General features: G+C 71.7%; 14 protein-coding genes. 3 read left to right on the forward strand and 11 right to left on the reverse strand.

Features of this window, described 5'->3' with window-relative positions:
* Window positions 1–8: 8 nt before the first annotated feature.
* The 11 genes from ABT300_RS19570 to eccB form a co-directional block, all read right to left on the reverse strand.
* Complete coding sequence (locus ABT300_RS19570) at window positions 9–311, reverse strand: WXG100 family type VII secretion target (RefSeq protein ID WP_107441627.1); 303 nt, start codon at window positions 309–311, stop codon at window positions 9–11.
* A gap of 85 nt (window positions 312–396) precedes the next feature.
* Window positions 397–735 (reverse strand): WXG100 family type VII secretion target, encoded by a 339-nt coding sequence (locus ABT300_RS19575; RefSeq protein ID WP_319280847.1) that lies wholly within the window; start codon window positions 733–735, stop codon window positions 397–399.
* Between the two features lie 87 nt (window positions 736–822).
* On the reverse strand, window positions 823–1,941 hold the full coding sequence (locus ABT300_RS19580) for a S8 family serine peptidase (RefSeq protein WP_351677151.1): 1,119 nt from the start codon (window positions 1,939–1,941) through the stop codon (window positions 823–825).
* 202 nt (window positions 1,942–2,143) lie between these two features.
* On the reverse strand, window positions 2,144–3,844 hold the full coding sequence (locus tag ABT300_RS19585) for a WXG100 family type VII secretion target (RefSeq protein WP_351677153.1): 1,701 nt from the start codon (window positions 3,842–3,844) through the stop codon (window positions 2,144–2,146).
* A complete protein-coding gene (locus tag ABT300_RS19590; protein WP_351677156.1) occupies window positions 3,844–4,275 on the reverse strand; it encodes a DUF2563 family protein in 432 nt (143 codons plus the stop codon). Before ABT300_RS19590 ends, ABT300_RS19585 begins: the two co-directional genes overlap by 1 nt.
* Window positions 4,276–4,448: 173 nt before the next feature.
* Window positions 4,449–4,844, reverse strand: coding sequence for a hypothetical protein (locus tag ABT300_RS19595; RefSeq protein WP_351677158.1), 396 nt, complete (start codon window positions 4,842–4,844; stop codon window positions 4,449–4,451).
* 112 nt (window positions 4,845–4,956) lie between these two features.
* Window positions 4,957–6,231, reverse strand: coding sequence for a WXG100 family type VII secretion target (locus ABT300_RS19600; protein ID WP_351677161.1), 1,275 nt, complete (start codon window positions 6,229–6,231; stop codon window positions 4,957–4,959).
* Window positions 6,231–6,533, reverse strand: a complete 303-nt coding sequence (locus ABT300_RS19605; protein WP_351677164.1) for a DUF6317 family protein — start codon at window positions 6,531–6,533, stop codon at window positions 6,231–6,233. The genes ABT300_RS19600 and ABT300_RS19605 overlap by 1 nt, the downstream gene beginning before the upstream one ends.
* Window positions 6,533–7,111 carry a hypothetical protein gene (locus ABT300_RS19610; RefSeq protein ID WP_351677166.1) on the reverse strand — a complete coding sequence of 193 codons (579 nt, stop codon included), beginning with the start codon at window positions 7,109–7,111 and terminating at the stop codon, window positions 6,533–6,535. Before ABT300_RS19610 ends, ABT300_RS19605 begins: the two co-directional genes overlap by 1 nt.
* Before the next feature lie 622 nt (window positions 7,112–7,733).
* Window positions 7,734–9,128, reverse strand: a complete 1,395-nt coding sequence (gene mycP / locus ABT300_RS19615) for a type VII secretion-associated serine protease mycosin (RefSeq protein ID WP_351677169.1) — start codon at window positions 9,126–9,128, stop codon at window positions 7,734–7,736.
* 14 nt (window positions 9,129–9,142) lie between these two features.
* Window positions 9,143–10,669, reverse strand: coding sequence for a type VII secretion protein EccB (gene eccB, locus ABT300_RS19620; protein ID WP_351677170.1), 1,527 nt, complete (start codon window positions 10,667–10,669; stop codon window positions 9,143–9,145).
* Between the two features lie 208 nt (window positions 10,670–10,877).
* On the opposite strand from eccB, the gene eccE reads away from it, so the two are divergent.
* From eccE to ABT300_RS19635, 3 genes are all read left to right on the forward strand, one after another.
* Entirely contained in the window at window positions 10,878–12,200 is a 1,323-nt protein-coding gene (eccE, locus tag ABT300_RS19625) for a type VII secretion protein EccE (RefSeq protein ID WP_351677173.1), read from the forward strand.
* Window positions 12,197–12,973, forward strand: a complete 777-nt coding sequence (locus tag ABT300_RS19630; protein WP_351677176.1) for a hypothetical protein — start codon at window positions 12,197–12,199, stop codon at window positions 12,971–12,973. Before eccE ends, ABT300_RS19630 begins: the two co-directional genes overlap by 4 nt.
* A 372-nt stretch (window positions 12,974–13,345) precedes the next feature.
* The gene (locus tag ABT300_RS19635; protein WP_502977961.1) at window positions 13,346–17,140 is read left to right on the forward strand and encodes an SCO5717 family growth-regulating ATPase; all 3,795 of its coding nucleotides are present in this window, start codon (window positions 13,346–13,348) and stop codon (window positions 17,138–17,140) included.
* Window positions 17,141–17,202 lie beyond the last annotated feature (62 nt).

Consider the following 17,202-nt stretch of genomic DNA (forward strand, 5'->3'; position numbering starts at 1 on the left):
GCCTGCACTTACATGAAGTAGCTGGCGCCCTTCAGGTCGCCGCCGCGGTAGTCACCGCCGGCGCCGTGGACCTTGTGCGAGATCTGCATCAGGGCCGTGTGGATGCCCCGTGCGTGCTTGTTCCACTCTTCGCTCTTGCCCTGGAACGCCTGGAACGCCTCGCCGCCCCAGCCGGCCGACACGTTGAGCACGGCCTGCCGCAGCGCCTCGAGGTCGTCCTCGAGCTTCTTGGCCTGGTCGCCGAGCTCGGTGGCGAGCGCGTCCATGGTGCCGTAGGTGACGGCAAGTTCTTCGTAATGGGCTCCGGACATGTTTCCCTCGTTTCTTTGCGGATGTCAGCCGGAATCGTCGGTCCGGGCAACAGTGTGGTTCAGCGCGATCCGTGGCTCGGGCTCGTCAGTAGCTGCTGAGCGCCGAGGTCTTTCCACCGAGATCGTCGACCGAGATCTTGGTCAGGTCCGCCGTGATCTGGTCTTCGAGGTTCTGCTTGTCGGTCTTGGTCATGTGGATGCCCTCGAGGAAGTCCTCGAGCATCTTGCCGATCCCTACCATGTGGGTGTTGATCTCCGTCTGCTTGGCGTTGAACGCGTTGGCGCCCTGGCCCGTCCACGCCTTCTCGATCATGTCGATCGTGCCCTGCAGCTTCGCGAGGGAGCTCCGGATGTTGTCGTACCGGTCGATGACTTCCTTCTGGAGCTTCTGTACATCGCCGTCATTGAGCTTGCGGTCGACCATTGCGACACTCCTTTTTCGTGAGCTTCGATTCGCTGCTGACTGCGCGGTGGTCTGTGTGTCAGAACCGTCGTGCGTGACCGGTCCTCGTCATGCGTGGGTCGATCCAGCGGCTCGCCGGGAGCGGATCAGGGCGAAGGCGCCGCCGCCGATCACAAGGACGGCTGCCGCGGCTCCGAGTGCGATCCACATTGTGGTGTTGTCGGAGGCGTCGGCGGTTGCGGCTGCGGGGGCCTGATCGTCCGTCGTGCCCTTCGAGGGCTGCGGCGAGGCCGAAGCGGCGGCGTTGGCGGAGGGCGCCTTGCCCGCCGCGTCCGTCACGCCTGTGACGTTTTCCTTGGCGAGGGGGTCGATGCCGGCGGGGCCGGGGTTGAAGTTCTTGTTCTCCAGCACCTTGCGGGGGCGGATCAGGCCGTACCCGAGGTACGTGCTCGGGTCGTCCTTCGCCCAGTCGCGTCCGGCGGTGTCGATGAGGCTGGCGAGGACCTGGTTGGCCGTCCACTTGGGGTGGGCGGACCAGATGAGGGCGGCGGAGGCGGAGGCGATGGCTGTGGACATACTCGTGCCCCCGCCGACGCAGTACGAGCGCAATGTCTTGTCACACCACGTAGGCACGCGTAGACCTGGAGCGGCCAGATCGACATAGTTCCCGTACTCCGAGAACTTTCCGACCTTGCCGGATTCATCCGAAGCGGCGACACCGACCACATAGGGGAAGGCCGCCGGATATCCTATCGAGTTGTTCTTCTCAGCATCGTTCCCTGTGCCGGCGATCATCAACTTCCCCTTGGACTGGGCGTATTTGATCGCCGCATCCATGGCCGGGTAGGCAACTTGACCACCATAGGACATGTTGATGATCTGGACGTCGCTGTCGGCAATGGCCCTGATCACCGCTGCTTCATTCGGCGCTTTTTCTCGTTCGGCCTTACTGTCCAGGCCCTTGAGTGAGATCCGATAGGGGACGATCTTCGCCCCCGGGGCAAGACCCTTCAGCCCACCGCCTGCGCCAGTGCCGGCGATGAGTTCCGCCATGGTCGTCCCATGACCCGTGTAGTCCTCAGTGGCCTTGTAACCGACGCCCTTTGAGACATCGCCAACGATCACCTGGCCCTTGAGGGAAGGGGTGGAGGGGTTGACGCCCGTGTCGACCACGGCCACTTTCACACCCTTGCCTGTGCTCACCTTCCACATCTCATCGGCCTTCATGGCCGACAGGTACCACTGTTGGGACTGGGCGTCTGCTGCTGCCGCTCCGGGAGCCAGACCTGCCGACAGGACCGCCAAGGCACCGAGCGCTGAAGAGACGATGGAAACCCGTCTCCTGTTTCGTCCCGTGAAGGGCGCACTCCACCCGCCACGTCGACTGATCCCTGACACCATGCCTCTGTCTGTCCTCGCTCTTGTCCGGTCAGTCGGTCGACGACGCCCCGTCACGCCGCTGCCTGCGGCGCGATCGCGTTTCGCCGGAACGCTGGTTTCCGTTGGAGCCACGCCCGCCGCCGGTTCCGCCCTGGGTGGACCCGCCATTCCTGGATCCCGGGTTTCGTCCGGTCTGCGTTCCTGTCACCCCGTCAGGAGTTGCGATGGGACGACGCGTTCCCTGTCCCGCGCCCTTGGTTGGGTTCGGAGCCCCGATCACCCCCCGCTGTCCGGGCTTTTCACCCGTAACCGGTGGGGTGGGCGCGACCTGACCGCCGATTACCGTGCCACGTGGCACCTTTGCACCGTTGGCACCAGATCCGGCTCCAGTGATCGGCCTTCCTCCGACGACCCCGTTGGTGGTGCGGCCCGCGCCGGCGCGGCCGGGATTCGCGGCGGCCATGCCGTTCACGGGACCTCGCATGACACCGCTGGCTTGATTGGTCATCGGTCCGCCGGTCTTGGGCAGGCCACCGACTACGCCTCGCCCCAGGGGGCCGGTCGTACGGCCGCCTGCCTGAGCGGGCCCACCCGTCCGGCCCATGGGCCCCATAGGACCTGTTGTACGACCGCCTGCCTGGACAGGCCCACCGGCCCGGCCCATCGGCCCCATAGGGCCAGTTCCCATGCGACCCGCAGGAGTGCGGCCCGTCGTACCGCCGAACGTAGCCGCACGCCCAGCCGGCCCTCGCAGAGCAGCCGGGATTCCGACAGGCGTCAGAGGTGGCGTCGTTCCCACAGGAGTGACGCTGGGAGCCGTCGATGGCGGCGCTGTGGGTGCCGGCTTCATCGTCTCCTGGGGCGGCAGCGTACCGACGCTGTCGATCTCCGTGCCCACATGCCGCTCGGGAGTTCTGATCGTCTCGTCCACGCTCTTGTGGGACGGCAGCGTCTCATCCGAACGGGATCGCACTGTCCCGGAATCCACCGAGTCTCGCCGCGTCGTTCCTGGATCACTCAGCGGAGAGAGCGACTCGTGCGTCGAAACCGGCGTCTTCGGTGGTGCGAACGAAGGCGGCGGCTCCGGCACGCCCACGCTGGGCATCTCCGGGAAGACCGGTTCCTTCGCCATTTCCATCATGCCGCTCGACACCGTGTAGAACGACGCCAGTCGGTACATCTGGTTGATGGCCTCTTGGCGGTCCTTCTCGGCCTTGACCGCTGCCGTGTACTCCGCGTTGCCCTCGACGCGTTGAGGCGTCGGGATGTCGTCGACCTTCTTGGGGACGATGCGGCTGTCACGCGGGGGCATCGACTTGCGTACGGAGGCAAGGCCGGAGCTTGCCGCCAGGACCTGGGTGCCCACCTCGTCGGTGTAACTCGCCAGTGCCAGCGCGGTGGTGGTGAGGTTCATGCCCCAGGTGTAGAAGGCGGTGTGCGCCTCGCCCTCCCAGTCGACGTTGCCAAGGTTGCGGCTCAGCTCGTCGGCGGCGTCGTTGATGGCGTCGCGCGCGTCGACGAGGGCAGTGGCGGCGCTCTCCAGCGTCTCCGGGCTCGCCCCCTCGACGATGTCGATCATGGCGTTGAGCTCGTAGCCCTCGAAGCTGGTGTTGCCGAATCCGCCGGGACTGCTGAGCATGCCGGGGCTGATGTTCACAGCCTTGTTCACGGCGTCGTCCACGCCGGTGTTCTGCTGGGTCGCGTCCTGGCGTTCCGCCTGGTAGTGGTCCGGCTTCTTGTCGCCGCTCATCAGTACCCCGCGTCGGTGTGGTCGGCGTCGTTGGTCCGCTGGATCTGCTCGTTGAGCGCCTCGTCCCGGTCCCGGTTGACCTCGGTCCGGATCTCATGGAATCGGTACCGCAGCTCGTCTTCCAGGTTGTCGAAGGTGACGTCCACGCCGTGCACGGCGATCTGCATCGCCTCCAGCTGGAGGCCGAGTGACTTGGACAACGCCGTGATGCGCTCGTGGACGCGCTCGTACTGCAGGTGGAGGGTCTTTGCCTCCGGGAACTCACCCGCTCCGAACGTGGCCGCCGACAAGCTGTGGCCCGCCACTTTCGCGGAGCCGCCCGCAGATTTCTCGAAGGCCGTGAGCAGGTCGTCCACCCGCTTCTTGAACGTCGAGAGCGCCATGTAGCCGCGCCGCATGTCGGCGCCCCCACCTGTGTCCGCAGGAATCACGACAGCCCATCTCCCCGTTTTCCGCTGCCCGTCCTGAGCAGCTCACTGCGCGCCTCTCACGTGTTCATGACCGCAACACGACCACTCTATCGACCTCCTCTGACAGTCCCAACTGCCATATGCAACAACCCTGCTACCGCTCGTTGGGCACACCACCTATTCTTCGCAGAACGTCACATCCTCTCCGCCACCCAGCGCCGGGCCCCGACTTCGCTGGGGTACTCGCGGACGGTGAGCATGGCCGTGAACCAGCCGACGCCCCAGGCGGCGATCACGGGCAGGACCGGTGCCGCGACGAGCAGTGGGAGGACTGCGGCGCCGGCCAGCCCGGAGGCGCGCCTGGTGTCTCGGCGCTTCGCGTCCCACATCTGCTGGGGAGTGGGAGGGTCGAGAAGCTTTTTGCGGTGGTCGCGGCGCTGCTTCACCCACCCCCACACAACCGCCACGCCGGACGCGGCTGCCTGCGTCCAGTCCCATACGGTGCGCAGGGTCGGCGGCAGATCGCTGCGAGGGACCCCCAAGTACATCCGGACGACGACGTAACAGAGGAAGGCCAGGACGGAGAACATGATGAGCGCCGTCCGGACCCTGCGTGCCCAGTAACGTGCACCTCGTCGGTACCAACTCGTTCCGAGGCCGGGCAGTTTGGGGATCTTCGGGGGGACCCCTGCGACCGGAACATCAGAAGATGCCTTTGATGCCATGCCAGACGTCATCCTTGAGTCGTACGAAGTCGTCCCCGGTCTCGGAGATGACGTTTCCGGCGCCGTGCAGCACGCCGCCGACCACCCCGTGGTCGTGGATGTCCTCGCTCCAGTGCTCGTGGAACGTGTGGTCCAGCACGTCGGTCGCGAGGATCGTCGTCCCCACGCCGACCACGGCGACCGCCGCTGCGCCCTCGACCGGCAGGGCGGCCACCACGGCGGCGCCGACGGCCAGGCCGCCGAGCGCCACTCCGCCGTCGACGACCACCGAGTGCTGCCAGGACCAGCCCTTGTCATGGTCGTCCTTGGCCTCCACCAGGCCGCAGGCGGCGGCCGCCGCGACGTCCAGGACCGGAATCTCCCTGAGGAACTCGGGGAGTTTGGCGACGCCTTCCCCGAGGCGCAGCGCATCCGCCGCGTCGGCCAGCTTGACGTTGAGGGCCCGGTCGTACGGCAGGGCCGTGCTCCCGTGGTCGGCGCGGGCGATGGCGTCCTCGAGCGAGTCGACCTGTGTCACCGCGTCCCGGTAGGCGCTCTTGGCGGGGAGGTCGTCGGGCAGTGCGCGGCCGGCTTTCTGGAAGGCCTTGCGCTCGGCGCGCAGTCCCTTCTTGGCGGCACGTTCCTCGGCCTTGGCGTCGTCGATCAGTGCGCGGGCCTTTCTGCCGCCGGCCCGAGCGTCCTCGGCGTCGTAGGCGTAGAGGCCGCGGAGGGCGTCCACGATGGTGATCTTGTCTCCGGTCGAGACCGGTGCCGTCACCTGCGCGTAGAGGCCGCGCAGGCCGTCCGCGGCGACGAGACGGGCGTGCTGGGCGGTGTGCAGGATCTCGTCGCGGACCTTGCCGTACTCGACGAGGGCGGCGATCGTCTTCTGGTCGTCGGCACTGGGCGGACTCGCCGTGAGCATCTCCAGCGGGACGCCCTTCTCCCCCATGGGGACGCCCTTGCCCGTGGCGACGTGCTCGGCGTTCTGCAGAGCCGTCTCGCAGGCCGAGAGCGCGCCGACGAGCGTGTCGAGGATGTCGCCCGCACTGTGCACGAGCGTGGCGAAGGCCCCGGCCGTCAGCGCGTCCTCGCTCCAGGTTGCGCGGAAGGTCTCGGCCGCCTCGCCCTTCCAGGCGGCGTCGCCGACGAGCGCCTCGACGGCGCGACTGACGGGGGTGATGACGTCGTCGAGCTTGTCCTTGGCGTTCTTGTACGTCTCGGCCATCGTGCGCAGTCCGCCGATGTCGCCGCCCACCCAGCTGTCGTTCATCAGCCGTCACCCGCCATCAGGTCCTCGAAGAGTCCGTGTACGTCGATGTCGTGCCGTCGGAACGAGTCGCGGGCGTACGCCACCTTGTCGCCGTGGTCGTCGAGGCGGTCGGCGAAGCCGATGTGCAGGGCGACGATGAGGTCGGCGACCTCCTTGAGCGCGTGGTCCAGGCCGGCGTCGCCGCCGCCGGCCAGAGGCGGGGCGACGTCGGCGTGCAGCTTCCGGTAGTTGACCGCCTCGTCGTGGAGGGTCTTGGACATCGAGGTGAGGTCGCCGAGGACGGCCTTGAAGTCGGGCGGCATCAGCGCACCTCGCGGGCGTAGGCGGCGAGGTCGTCCGGCTGCCAGTTGTGCCGGCCGGGGGCGATCCGTGGGTCGAGGAGGACCGTGGCGTCGTACGCGCCGACGGCTTCGGCCAGGGGGCCGATCGAGGTGGCGACCCAGGGTTGGGCGTCGCCGAGCGCGGCGACGAGCCGGTCGCGGGTGGTGAAGGCGAAGGCCACGGTCCCGGTGACGGTCGCGGCTTCGGCTCCGGGCCCGGATTCGGTCCCGGTTCCTGCCGCTGGGCGTTCGAAGAGTTCGTACGTGATGAAAGGCACCCGGGCCGGACGGCCGTCCGCGTCCGTGACCTCGGCGTACCGGGGATGGGCCGGGACGAACACGGGGGTGTGGTAGGCGGGGACGCCGGGCCTGGCGCCCGGAGATGCGGGCCGGGTTGCTGTGGAGCTCGCGGTCTCGACGTATTCGAGGAGGCGCGATCTACCGGGTTCCGGTCCCGGCTCCGGCGTCCGCGGAGCCGTCGGGTCCGTCCCTGCGGGCGGTGCTGCGACCGGTGCTGCCTCGATGTAGTCGAGGAGGCGTGAACGCATGGGTGTGCCCACCGCCGTCTCCTGTTCCCCGTGGACTTGCGGATGCTGTGGCGGCACCACCGTAGCCAGGCTTCTTTCGGGCAAGTCCGGCTATGTCGGGGCGGCGGGGACCGGGCATGCGGAACGCATACAAGTGCTTGGCCGGGGCCAGATCAGCGCTTGACCGCGAGATGACCTGCACGTCCGTCAGGGCGCGTCCGTCGGGGTTCCGGTGCCGTAGTCGGCGCGTGGGGCGCTCAATCGGCCCGCGACGAGGGCGAGCCAACCGCCGGGTCAGTACGGCGGCGGAGGCTCGACCTCCATGCCCAACTCGGCCACGGCAGGGGCCTAGTCGGACTCGTCGGGCACGGTCGCCCGGCGCTCGTAGATGTCGATCGCCTCGGACCACGAACGCTCATCGAATTCGGTCATCGTCGACTTCTGCTCGCCATTGGGGCATGGACGTCAGGAGCACGACCGGCGGGGCTGCTTCATCACTTCACGGATGCATACGGCGTCCTCGGCCGATGGTGTACCTCCGTCCCCCGACACATCGGCATCACAAGTCGCTGACTGTTGTGATGGTCGTATTCCGTGCCCCCTGCACGCCTCAACTCGCCCCGTGGCCGCGTGCGTCGGCCTATTCGCGCCGCCGCTACTCGGCTCCCGCACCCGCCCCCGCAAGTCTGCGGGAGCGTTTGCGGGCGTCTCGGATCGCCACCGCTGTGCCGGCGAGGCCGGCGACGAGGACGGCAGCGCCGACGGTGACGTAGGTGGCGAGGCGGGTGTTGCGTTCGTCGGGGGTCTCGCCGATCTGGAACTTGGCGGGGGACGGGGCCTCGGCCTTGCCCAGGCCGCCTTCGGGGCGCGGCGACTCGACGGGGCGGTCGTCCTCCGTCAGGGCGCGGACCGGGTCGACGACGCCCCAGCCGACCAGACGGTCGTGGCCCGCGATGGTGCGCTCCGCGGTCTGCTCGATCTGGGCGACGATCTCGCGTGCGGTCCAGTCGGGGTGCCGCGCCTTGAGCAGTGCGGCCACGCCCGCCACGTACGGCGCGGAGAAGCTCGTCCCGTTGTCGGAGCAGTGGCCGCCCTGGGGCACCGTGGAGATCATGTCGACCCCGGGGGCTGCGACGCCGACGAAGTCGCCGGACTGGGAGAAGGAGGCGCGCTCGTTGTTGCGGTCGGAGGCGGCCACCGCGAGGACGCCCTCGTAGGAGGCGGGGTAGGTCTCCTTGACGTTGCCGCCGAGGCCGTCGTTGCCCGCCGACGCCACGACGACGATCTTGCGGGCCAGCGCCTCGTCGATCGCCTTCTCCAGGTCGGGGGACGGCTTCAGCGCGTTGGAGGTGTCCTGCGAGATGTTGATGACGCCGGCCCCGGCCTGGGCGGCGTACCGGATCGCCTGGGCGAGGGACTTGGTGTCTCCGTGGCCCTCGGCGTCGTTCTGCTGGATCGGGATGATCGTCGCCTCGGGGGCCAGGCCCACGAAGCCGGTTCCTTCGCGGGGGCGGGCCGCGATGATGCCGGCGACCTTGGTGCCGTGGCCGACGGTGTCCGTCGTGCCGTTCTCGTTGCCGCGCTCGATCGGGTCGCCGTCCTCGTCCTTGAGGTTCTTCGGCAGGAGGTTGCGGCCGGCCTTCACGTCCACCGCGCGGGCGAGCTGCGGGTTCTTGACGTCCACGCCCGTGTCGATGACGGCCACACGGACGCCCTTGCCCCGGGAGCGGCTCCACAGCTCGTCCAGCAGGACCCGCTGCAGGGACCAGGGGCGTCCCGGATAGTCGCCGTTGGGGAAGGCGCACTGGTCGGAGTAGGGGAGCTTGCCCGCCGTCGGCGCGGCCGCCGCGGGAGGAGCGAGGACGGTGGCGGTGGTGAGGAGGGCGGCGGCCGTCGCGAGCGTCGTGCGCAGGGCCCATGTCGCGGGCCGCGACCGCGCGGACCGCCGTGACGCCGCGGAACGCCACGGCGTGGATCGCCACGTCGCCTCCGTCGCCGTACGCGGCGTCACGGCCGTCTCCCACGCCTCCGTCGCCGTACGCGGCGCCATGGCCGTCTCCCTTCTCACGAGCCCTGGGGCTGGCGGGCCGCCGCCGTCGACAGGCGGGGGCCGGTGGGCAGGAACTCCGACCAGGCGGCCGGGATCGGCGCCGGGTCGACGTCCTTGTAACCCAGCAGGGTCTGGGCCTGCTTGGCCTCCTGTTGCTGCTTCTCGCGCTGCTCGGGGGTGGTGCCGATGCCCGCGTCGTCCGTCGCGCTGTCGCCGTTGGACTGCAGGACGTAGCGCAGTCCCGTGTCGGTGACGAGGAAGACCGGCCCGGCCTTGGTCTCCTCGCCCTGGAACTGGCGGTAGAGCTGGCCGGAGCCCGGGGTGACGTAGGCGCTGGAGGAGCCCGTGGGCAGCTTGGCCGGGAAGTCGTCGCCCGCCCAGGTGCTCAGGGTCGTGGCGCCCGACCCCGCGTTCACGCCCCGCAGGACCGTGCAGACGGTGCTGCGGCTCCCGGCGGCCGACGACGCCTCGTTGACCGGCACGGGGCTCCCCGTCGGCCAGCGGTGCTCGGTGCCGAAGGGGCCGCCCGGCACGATCGCGCCGGGGCTCATCTCGCGGGCGTGGCCGGCCTGGCCGAGCGGGGCCAGTTCCTTGCTGAACAGCAGCAGCTGGGCGACGAACGCGGACACGGGAGCGACCCGGCCCTGCAGGACCACGTAGTACTGGTCCTTGTGGTTGTCGGACGCCTTGAGCACCATGCCGATCTTGTTCTCGGCATCGTCCAGCTGGCCGGGCGCGGCAGCCGCGGAGCCCGTCCGTCCGGGGACGTCAGGGAAGGCGATCGGATCGCCCTGGTGCAGGGTCGCCAGCCATTCCGCGGAGACCCGCTGCGGCTGCCGGCCGGAGCCGACCACCGCGCGCAGCAGCAACTCGTCGCCGCCGCCCACCGGATACGCCGTGCCGGCCGCGTCCACGATGAAGCGCTTGCCGTCCGGGCCCGCCACGTAGAGCAGTTGGCCGCCGTGCAGGCGCTCCGAGCCCTCGGTGGCGTCCTTCTCACGGGACGCCAGCACCAGTGCGGCCTTCTGGACCGAGGCGCCGCCGCCGGCCCCCGGCCGCTCGCAGACCGCCCAGCGCTTGGCGCTGCCCGCCTCGGACGCGGACGGCAGCCGGTCGGGGGCGTACGGGATGCCGACGGTCACGCCGTGCGGGACCTTGCCGCTGTCGAGGACGGACTCCGAGACCGTCACCACGTCGCCCTGCCCCTCCTCGAGGAGCAGTTTCGCGGAGGCCATGTTGAGGACCGGGTGCAGCTGGACCTCCTTGCCGGTGCGCAGGACGACGTAGCGGGTGGTCGACTTGCTCGCGACGATCACCTTGGCGTTGGGCTCGTCCCAGCCCTTGGGGGCGGTCGGCTTGAACATGCCCCACGCCCCGAAGACGGCCATCACGATCACCCCGACCACGATGCCGGGCAGGATCCCGCGCAACGGTCGCGGCGCCCCCTCCTCCGAGCCGTCGGGCGACGACTGGAGGAAGGCCGCGAGCATCCTGCGCTTCGCGAAGGTGTAGGCGTTGAGCTGGTCCCGCCGAGATGCCATCTGTGCTCGTCACTCCCCGTTTTCCGGCCGATCCCGCGTGATCTGCTGCGCGGGCGGGCCCGGTTCCCCGTCTCCGATGTCAGAGCGGCCACCTACTATGCCCGGTAACTCTGGGGACTCGGGGAGCGGGTAGGGTTCCTGGGCCGTCGAGTGCCGTGTGCGGTGCTGGAACACGGGCGATTCGTGAACGGAACGGGGAGATGGAGTGATGGCTTCGGGAACGGGCGTGCGCTCCGCCGGCCGGTCGCGGAACCGGGGCTCGGCGCCCCCCGGTCCGCAGCCGCCCGAGCGGGGCGGCGCCTCGTCGGCGTCCGGGGCGCCGCACCTCAGGGCGCGCACCGTGCAAGGCGGGGCATTCCGGTTGCAACGCCTGGTCCTGCTGGAGATCGCGGCTGCGGCGGTGGTCGTCGGCTGGGTGGCGGGGCCCGTGGCGCTGGTCGCGGCGGCGGTCGTCGCCGTCGCGCTGGTGGTCCTCGCCTTCGCCCGTCGCCGGGGCCGCTCGCTGCCGGAATGGCTGGCCACCGCACGGGCGTTGAAGGCGCGTCGACGCCGTGCCGACCGGCTCGGGATACCGGCCGGCACGGAACCGGGGTTCGGGCCGGCCGTGGAGTGCGATCCGGGCCTGCGCACCTATACGTACGGCGGACGCGACCGGCGGCCGGTCGGACTGGTCGGGGACGGCACGTTCGTCACCGCCGTCCTGCAGGTGCAGGCGGACGCGACCGCGTTGCGGGCAGAGCGCGACCGGCAGCCGCTGCCCCTCGCGCTGGTGGCGGACGCCCTCGAAGTGGACGGCATCGTCCTGGAGTCCGCGCAGATCGTGCTGCACACCCAGCCCGCGCCCGCCCTGCACCTGCCCCGGCAGTCGGTGGCGGTGGCCAACTACGCGCCGCTGCAGGAGCAGACGGGAGCGCCGGCGGTGCGGATCACCTGGATCGCGCTGAAGCTGGATCCGGAGCTGTGTCCGGAGGCCGTCGCGGTCCGCGGGGGCGGTCTGACCGGCGCTCAGAAGTGCGTCGTGCGGGCGGCGGACCATCTCGCGAGTCGGCTGACGGGCGCCGGTTTCCGGGCGAGCGTCCTCGACGAGGAGGAGCTGACGGCCGCGGTCGCCACGTCGGCCTGCGCCAACCCGCTGGTCACGGCCGAGGCCGGCCGCACGGGGCAGCTGGAGCGGCGGACCGAGGAGACCGGCCGCAGCTGGCGGTGCGACAACCGCCGCCACACCACGTACTGGTTGCGCCGCTGGCCCGCGCTGGGCGGCGCCGGCCCGTCGTTGCCGCAGTTCGTCGCCCTGGTGACGGCCGTTCCCGCGCTCGCCACCACGTTCAGCGTCACGCTCGCGCGCGGCGACCGGCAGGAGGTGTCCCTCTCCGGACACATCCGGGTGACCGGGCGCAGTGACGACGAACTCGTGGCGGCCCGGCGCGCCGTGCAGGGCGCGGCCCGGCACACCGGCGCGGGCCTCGCCCGCCTCGACCGGGAGCAGGTGCCCGGCATGCTCGCGACGCTGCCCCTCGGAGGTGCTCGATGACGGCGACGACAGCGCACGGAACCACCGCTTCCGGCGACCCGGAGCCGCCCGCGGGCCGGCCGGGACGCCGGTCGCCGCGCAGTGGGTTCGGCCTCCTCGGGCCACGGCACGGCCGCCACTCGGCGTCTTTGGAGCAACTGGCGGCGCTCGCCCTGCCCATCGGGGACGACGGTGTCGTGATCGGCGTGGACGCCGAGGGGCGGCCGGCCGTGCTGGGCGTCAACCGGCCCACGCCGTACGACGTCGTCCTCATCGGCGGCCTGTGGACGGCGCAGGTGCTGGCGCTGAGGGCGGCGGCCACGGGGGCGCGGGTGGCCGTGGAGACGGGACGGCCGCAGGCCTGGGTGCAGATGGTGCACGCGATGGGCGGCGGACAGAACGGGCTGGCGGTGTACGAGGTCGGCCGGGTGCCCCCGCAGGGCGCCTCGGCGGGCACGCCCGCGCTGGTGGTGCGGGACTGCGGCATGCGCCCGCCGCGCGGACGGGTCGCCTCCGGGCCCTGGCAGTCCGTGCTGACCCTTCTGCCGTACCTCAGCCCGGTCGCCCCCCGGCTGATCCGGCAGGCCCGTCTCGTGGGCGTCCAGCGGATCTCGCCGGACGAGGCGACGGAACTCGGCCGCGCCCTCGCACTGCCCCCACGTGACGTGGAAGCCCTGCCCGCTCTCGCCGACGGCTTCACGCTGTGGTGCGGCGACCGGGACCGGCAGTACGTGATGACCCAGCCCACCGACGCGGAGATCGGCCTGCTGGGCACGCCGAGACGGATCGACTGAGGCAGCCGCCGCGCTGTCCCCCTGCGTGACGCTCAAGGCAGTTCAGGCACCCCCGGGGGCAGGTCGAGCACCGCTCGGGGCAGTTCGGGCACCACTTGGGGCAGTTCAGGCGTTTTCCGTCACTACGAAGGATTTTCCCGGCGCCCTGACCTGCCCCCGCGGCCTCTCTGACGGTCCGTGACGTGACGGACCGGTGCCGAGGGGTGGGCGGGCCTGCCGGGGCGGGCCGTTCGGTGATTAGGCTGGTACGGGGCGCAGGGCCGGAAACCGTGGGGTGGACGTCGGCGTCCCCGGGGGAGGGCCCGCACATCCGACGACGTCAGACGGCCGCGAACCCACATCGGACGACAGACATGGTCGCTTCGGCACGGCATGAGGGTGCTCGACCAACCAGGAGGAACTGTGAGCAGCGATCGGGACGGCATCCGCGGGGGCTGGGCCACACCCGGCGATGACCAGCCCGACGCGGAATCCGCCGTCGAGGCGACGGGCGAGTTCACCATCGACTACGCGCCGCCGGCTTGGTACACGCAGAACGCGGGCGGCGGTTCGGCACCGGGTGCGACGCCCGCGCCGGGAACGCCTGCCGCTCCTCCCGCGCCGCCGGCGCCCGGAGCCCCGGGCGGCCCTGGCGGCCAGGGCAGTGCGGGTGGTCCGGGCGGTGCGGGTGGTCCGGGCGGTGCGGGTGGTCCGGCCGCTCCGCCTGCTCCGGGCGCGCCGTTCGTGGCCGCCCCGCCTCCGCCGCCCGGCGCGCCCACGGCCCCTCCCGCGCCGACCGGGCCCACTGGGGCCGCGGAACCGATGAACCCTGCCGGCCCGTTCACTCCTGGCGGTTCGGTGGCTCCTGGCGGTCCGGTCACTCCTGGCGGTCCGGTGGCTCCTGCGGGTCCGGTGGCTCCTGCCGCGCCCTTCGTCGCGGAGCCGACTCCCGTTCCGGGCGTTCCGCCGGGCGTTCCGCCGGGCGGCGGCTTCGAGCCGCAGCCCGAGGCCCAGCCCCAACCACACGCCCAGCCACAGGCCCAGCCACACGTCTCAGCGCCGGCCCCGGCCCCGGCTCATTTCCAGCCGCAGCCCCTGGGGCAGCCGGGTGCGCCTTGGGGGGCTGCGGGCGCGGGCGCCGACGCAGTCGCCGCAGCGGAGGGCGACGCGGGCAACGGCGACCTGGAGAGCGGCGCCACCATGCGCTTCTCCTCGGCCGCTCTCCGGCGTGACATCGCGGAACAGGCCGCTGCCGTGCAGCCCGGACACGAGAACCCCGCGGAGACGGCCAACGGCCCCGCCGCCGAGGGCGAAGCATCACCTGTCGACGCCACGGGTCCCGCCGGCGCCGTCGAGGCGCCCGACGAGCCCCTCGCGTCCGACGAGCCGGCCGACTCCCCCGGGCCGTCGACGGAGCCCTCCCCGGAGGTCTCCCCGGTGTCCGAGGGCGTTGAGCCGACCGCTTCCACGGATGCGGTGGACGCAGACGGTGACACCGCCGCCGACGCGGAAGCCCCGGCCGACGCTGAGGCGAACGCAGACGCGGACCCGGAGCCGGAGCCGGAGGCACAGCCTCAGGCACAGGCACAGGCACAGGCACAGGCACAGGCGGACGCTACGGCCGGAGCCCAGCCCGCAGCCGCGCCCGGTACCGGGCCCCAGGCCCAGCCCGAGGCCCCGGACGCCGACGGCGTGACGGAACCGACGCCTGATAGCCCCGCCGCCGGCGTCGCCGCCGCCGCCCCGGAAGGTGCCGCTGAGCCGCAGGACAGCGTTGCGCAGAACGACGCTCCCGCGCCCCAGGAGCCCGCTCCCGCCGCCCCAGCCGCATGGACTCCCCCGCCGCCCCCGCACGGCGAACTGCCGCCGCTGCCGCCGTCGTACGAGCCCGCGGCCCCTGCAGCGGCGGCCCAGTGGCCGGCACAGCCGCAACCCGCCGAGGCCGCGGCTCAGACGCCGGCCGGCCAGCCGCCGGCAGGCGGGAACCCGGCGGCCCAGCAGCCCGCTCCGGCCGCCGCACCGCAGCCCGGTTACGGCTTCCCGCAGCACGACGCGGTCCCGGCAGCGCCTCCCGCCGCAGCCGCCCCGCACCCGTACCCGACGCCGCCCGCCGCCCCCGGCGGTTACGGCTTCCCGCAGCCGCCCGCTCCGCAGGCCCCGGCCGCGCCGCACGCTCCGGCCCCGCAGCCCCAGGCCCCGCAGCCGGGGTACGGCTTCCCGCCGCCCGGCGTCGCCCCCACCCCGAACCCGCCCGGCGTGCCCGGCGGTTACGGCTTCCCGCAGCACGACACGGACCCGGCAGCGCCTCCCGCCGCAGCCGCCCCGCAGCCGCACCCGTACCCAACGCCGCCCGCCGCCCCCGACGGATACGGCTTCCCGCAGCCGCCCGCTCCGCAGGCCCCGCAGCAGCCTCAGGCTGCCCAGGCCGCGCCCGGATTCCCGCAGCCCGGGACTCCGCAGCCGGGCGACGGACAGCCCCCGGCGGCCGGCGGTCAGGACTTCCCGCCGGCGGGGCCGCACAGCTTCCCGCAGCCGCCCGCGCCCCAGGCGCCCGGCGCTCCCGGCTCCGCCGGACCGCAGCCGCCCCCGGTGCCTCAGCCGACTCCGTATGCCGCACCCGCCGCACCCGGCGCACCCGGCGCCTACGGCTTCCCGCAGCCGCCCGCGCCACAGGTCCCGCATGCCCCGCAGGCTGAACAGCCGCAGGCACCGCAGGCTCCCCAGCAGCCGGTCGACCCCCGGGCCGGGGCCGCCTGGCCGCAGCCGATCCAGCACGACCAGCGGCAGCCGGTCAACCCCGGTGCCGCGCCGCTCGGTTACACGGCCGCCGTGGAGCTGTCGTCCGACCGGCTGCTCAACAACAAGAAGCAGAAGGCCAAGAGCGGCCGGCCGACCGCCGCGTCCTCCCGCTTCAAGCTCGGCGGCAAGAAGGAGGAGGCGGAGCGGCAGCGCAAGCTGGAGCTGATCCGCACGCCGGTGCTGTCGTGCTACCGGATCGCCGTCATCAGTCTCAAGGGCGGCGTGGGCAAGACCACGACCACCACCGCGCTCGGCGCCACGCTGGCCACCGAACGCCAGGACAAGATCCTGGCGATCGACGCCAACCCGGACGCCGGCACGCTCGGCCGACGGGTGCGCCGGGAGACGGGGGCGACGATCCGGGACCTGGTCCAGGCGATCCCGTACCTCAACTCGTACATGGACATCCGACGGTTCACCTCCCAGGCGCCGTCCGGTCTGGAGATCATCGCCAACGACGTCGACCCGGCGGTGTCCACGGCCTTCAACGACGAGGACTACCGGCGCGCGATCGAGGTGCTGGGCAACCAGTACCCGATCATCCTCACCGACTCCGGCACCGGTCTGCTCTACAGCGCGATGCGCGGTGTGCTCGACCTCGCCGACCAGCTCATCATCATCTCGACACCGTCCGTGGACGGCGCGAGCAGCGCCAGCACGACGCTGGACTGGCTGTCCGCGCACGGGTACGCCGAGCTCGTCTCGCGGTCCCTCACGGTGATCTCCGGGGTCCGCGAGACCGGCAAGATGATCAAGGTGGACGACATCGTGTCGCACTTCGAGACCCGTTGCCGCGGTGTCGTCGTCGTGCCGTTCGACGAGCACCTCGCCGCGGGCGCGGAGGTGGACCTCGACATGATGCGACCGAAGGTGCGCGAGGCCTACTTCAACCTCACGGCGCTGGTCGCGGAGGACTTCATCCGCCACCAGCAGCACCAGGGACTGTGGACCAACGACGGGAACCCGCCCCCGGTGGCCGCCCCGCCCATGCCCGGACAGCCCATGCCGGGGCAGCCCGTGCCGGGGCAGCCGATGCCCGCACAGCCCGTGCCGGGGCAGCCCTATCCGTCCCAGGCGGGCTATGCGTACCCGCCGCAGGCGCCCCAGCCCGGTCAGCCGTACCCGCAGCCGTATCCGCAGCAGGGCCCGCCCCAGGGGCAGCCGCCGGCCCAGCCGTACACCCAGCAGCCAGGTCAGCCGGCCCAGCCGTATCCGCCGCAGCAGCAACCGCACCCGGGCCAGGACTTCTACGCCCAGCCCCAGCAGCCGCAGCCCGGCTATCCCCCCGCCGGCTACGGCTACCCGCAGCAGCCCGAGCCGACCGAGCGGCCGCAGTACCCGCAGGCTCCCGAAGCGCCGCACGCGCCCCAGCCGCCACAGCAGCAATAGCAGGAGCAGGAGCAGGAGCAGGAGCAGCGAAACGGCCGAGGGGCGGCCGGTGTTCAGGACAC

It is taken from the genome of Streptomyces sp. NPDC001027 (assembly GCF_040299045.1).
Lineage (GTDB): Bacteria > Actinomycetota > Actinomycetes > Streptomycetales > Streptomycetaceae > Streptomyces.

Excerpts from the sequence above, each read along its gene's own strand:
- ABT300_RS19570 (WP_107441627.1), bottom strand. The coding sequence starts at position 311 with ATGTCCGGAGCCCATTACGAAGAACTTGCCGTCACCTACGGCACCATG.
- ABT300_RS19575 (WP_319280847.1), bottom strand. The coding sequence starts at position 735 with ATGGTCGACCGCAAGCTCAATGACGGCGATGTACAGAAGCTCCAGAAG.
- ABT300_RS19580 (WP_351677151.1), bottom strand. The coding sequence starts at position 1,941 with ATGAAGGCCGATGAGATGTGGAAGGTGAGCACAGGCAAGGGTGTGAAA.
- ABT300_RS19585 (WP_351677153.1), bottom strand. The coding sequence starts at position 3,844 with ATGAGCGGCGACAAGAAGCCGGACCACTACCAGGCGGAACGCCAGGAC.
- ABT300_RS19595 (WP_351677158.1), bottom strand. The coding sequence starts at position 4,844 with ATGTTCTCCGTCCTGGCCTTCCTCTGTTACGTCGTCGTCCGGATGTAC.
- ABT300_RS19600 (WP_351677161.1), bottom strand. The coding sequence starts at position 6,231 with ATGAACGACAGCTGGGTGGGCGGCGACATCGGCGGACTGCGCACGATG.
- ABT300_RS19605 (WP_351677164.1), bottom strand. The coding sequence starts at position 6,533 with ATGCCGCCCGACTTCAAGGCCGTCCTCGGCGACCTCACCTCGATGTCC.
- mycP (WP_351677169.1), bottom strand. The coding sequence starts at position 9,128 with ATGGCGCCGCGTACGGCGACGGAGGCGTGGGAGACGGCCGTGACGCCG.
- eccB (WP_351677170.1), bottom strand. The coding sequence starts at position 10,669 with ATGGCATCTCGGCGGGACCAGCTCAACGCCTACACCTTCGCGAAGCGC.
- eccE (WP_351677173.1), top strand. The coding sequence starts at position 10,878 with ATGGCTTCGGGAACGGGCGTGCGCTCCGCCGGCCGGTCGCGGAACCGG.
- ABT300_RS19630 (WP_351677176.1), top strand. The coding sequence starts at position 12,197 with ATGACGGCGACGACAGCGCACGGAACCACCGCTTCCGGCGACCCGGAG.
- ABT300_RS19635 (WP_502977961.1), top strand. The coding sequence starts at position 13,346 with ATGAGGGTGCTCGACCAACCAGGAGGAACTGTGAGCAGCGATCGGGAC.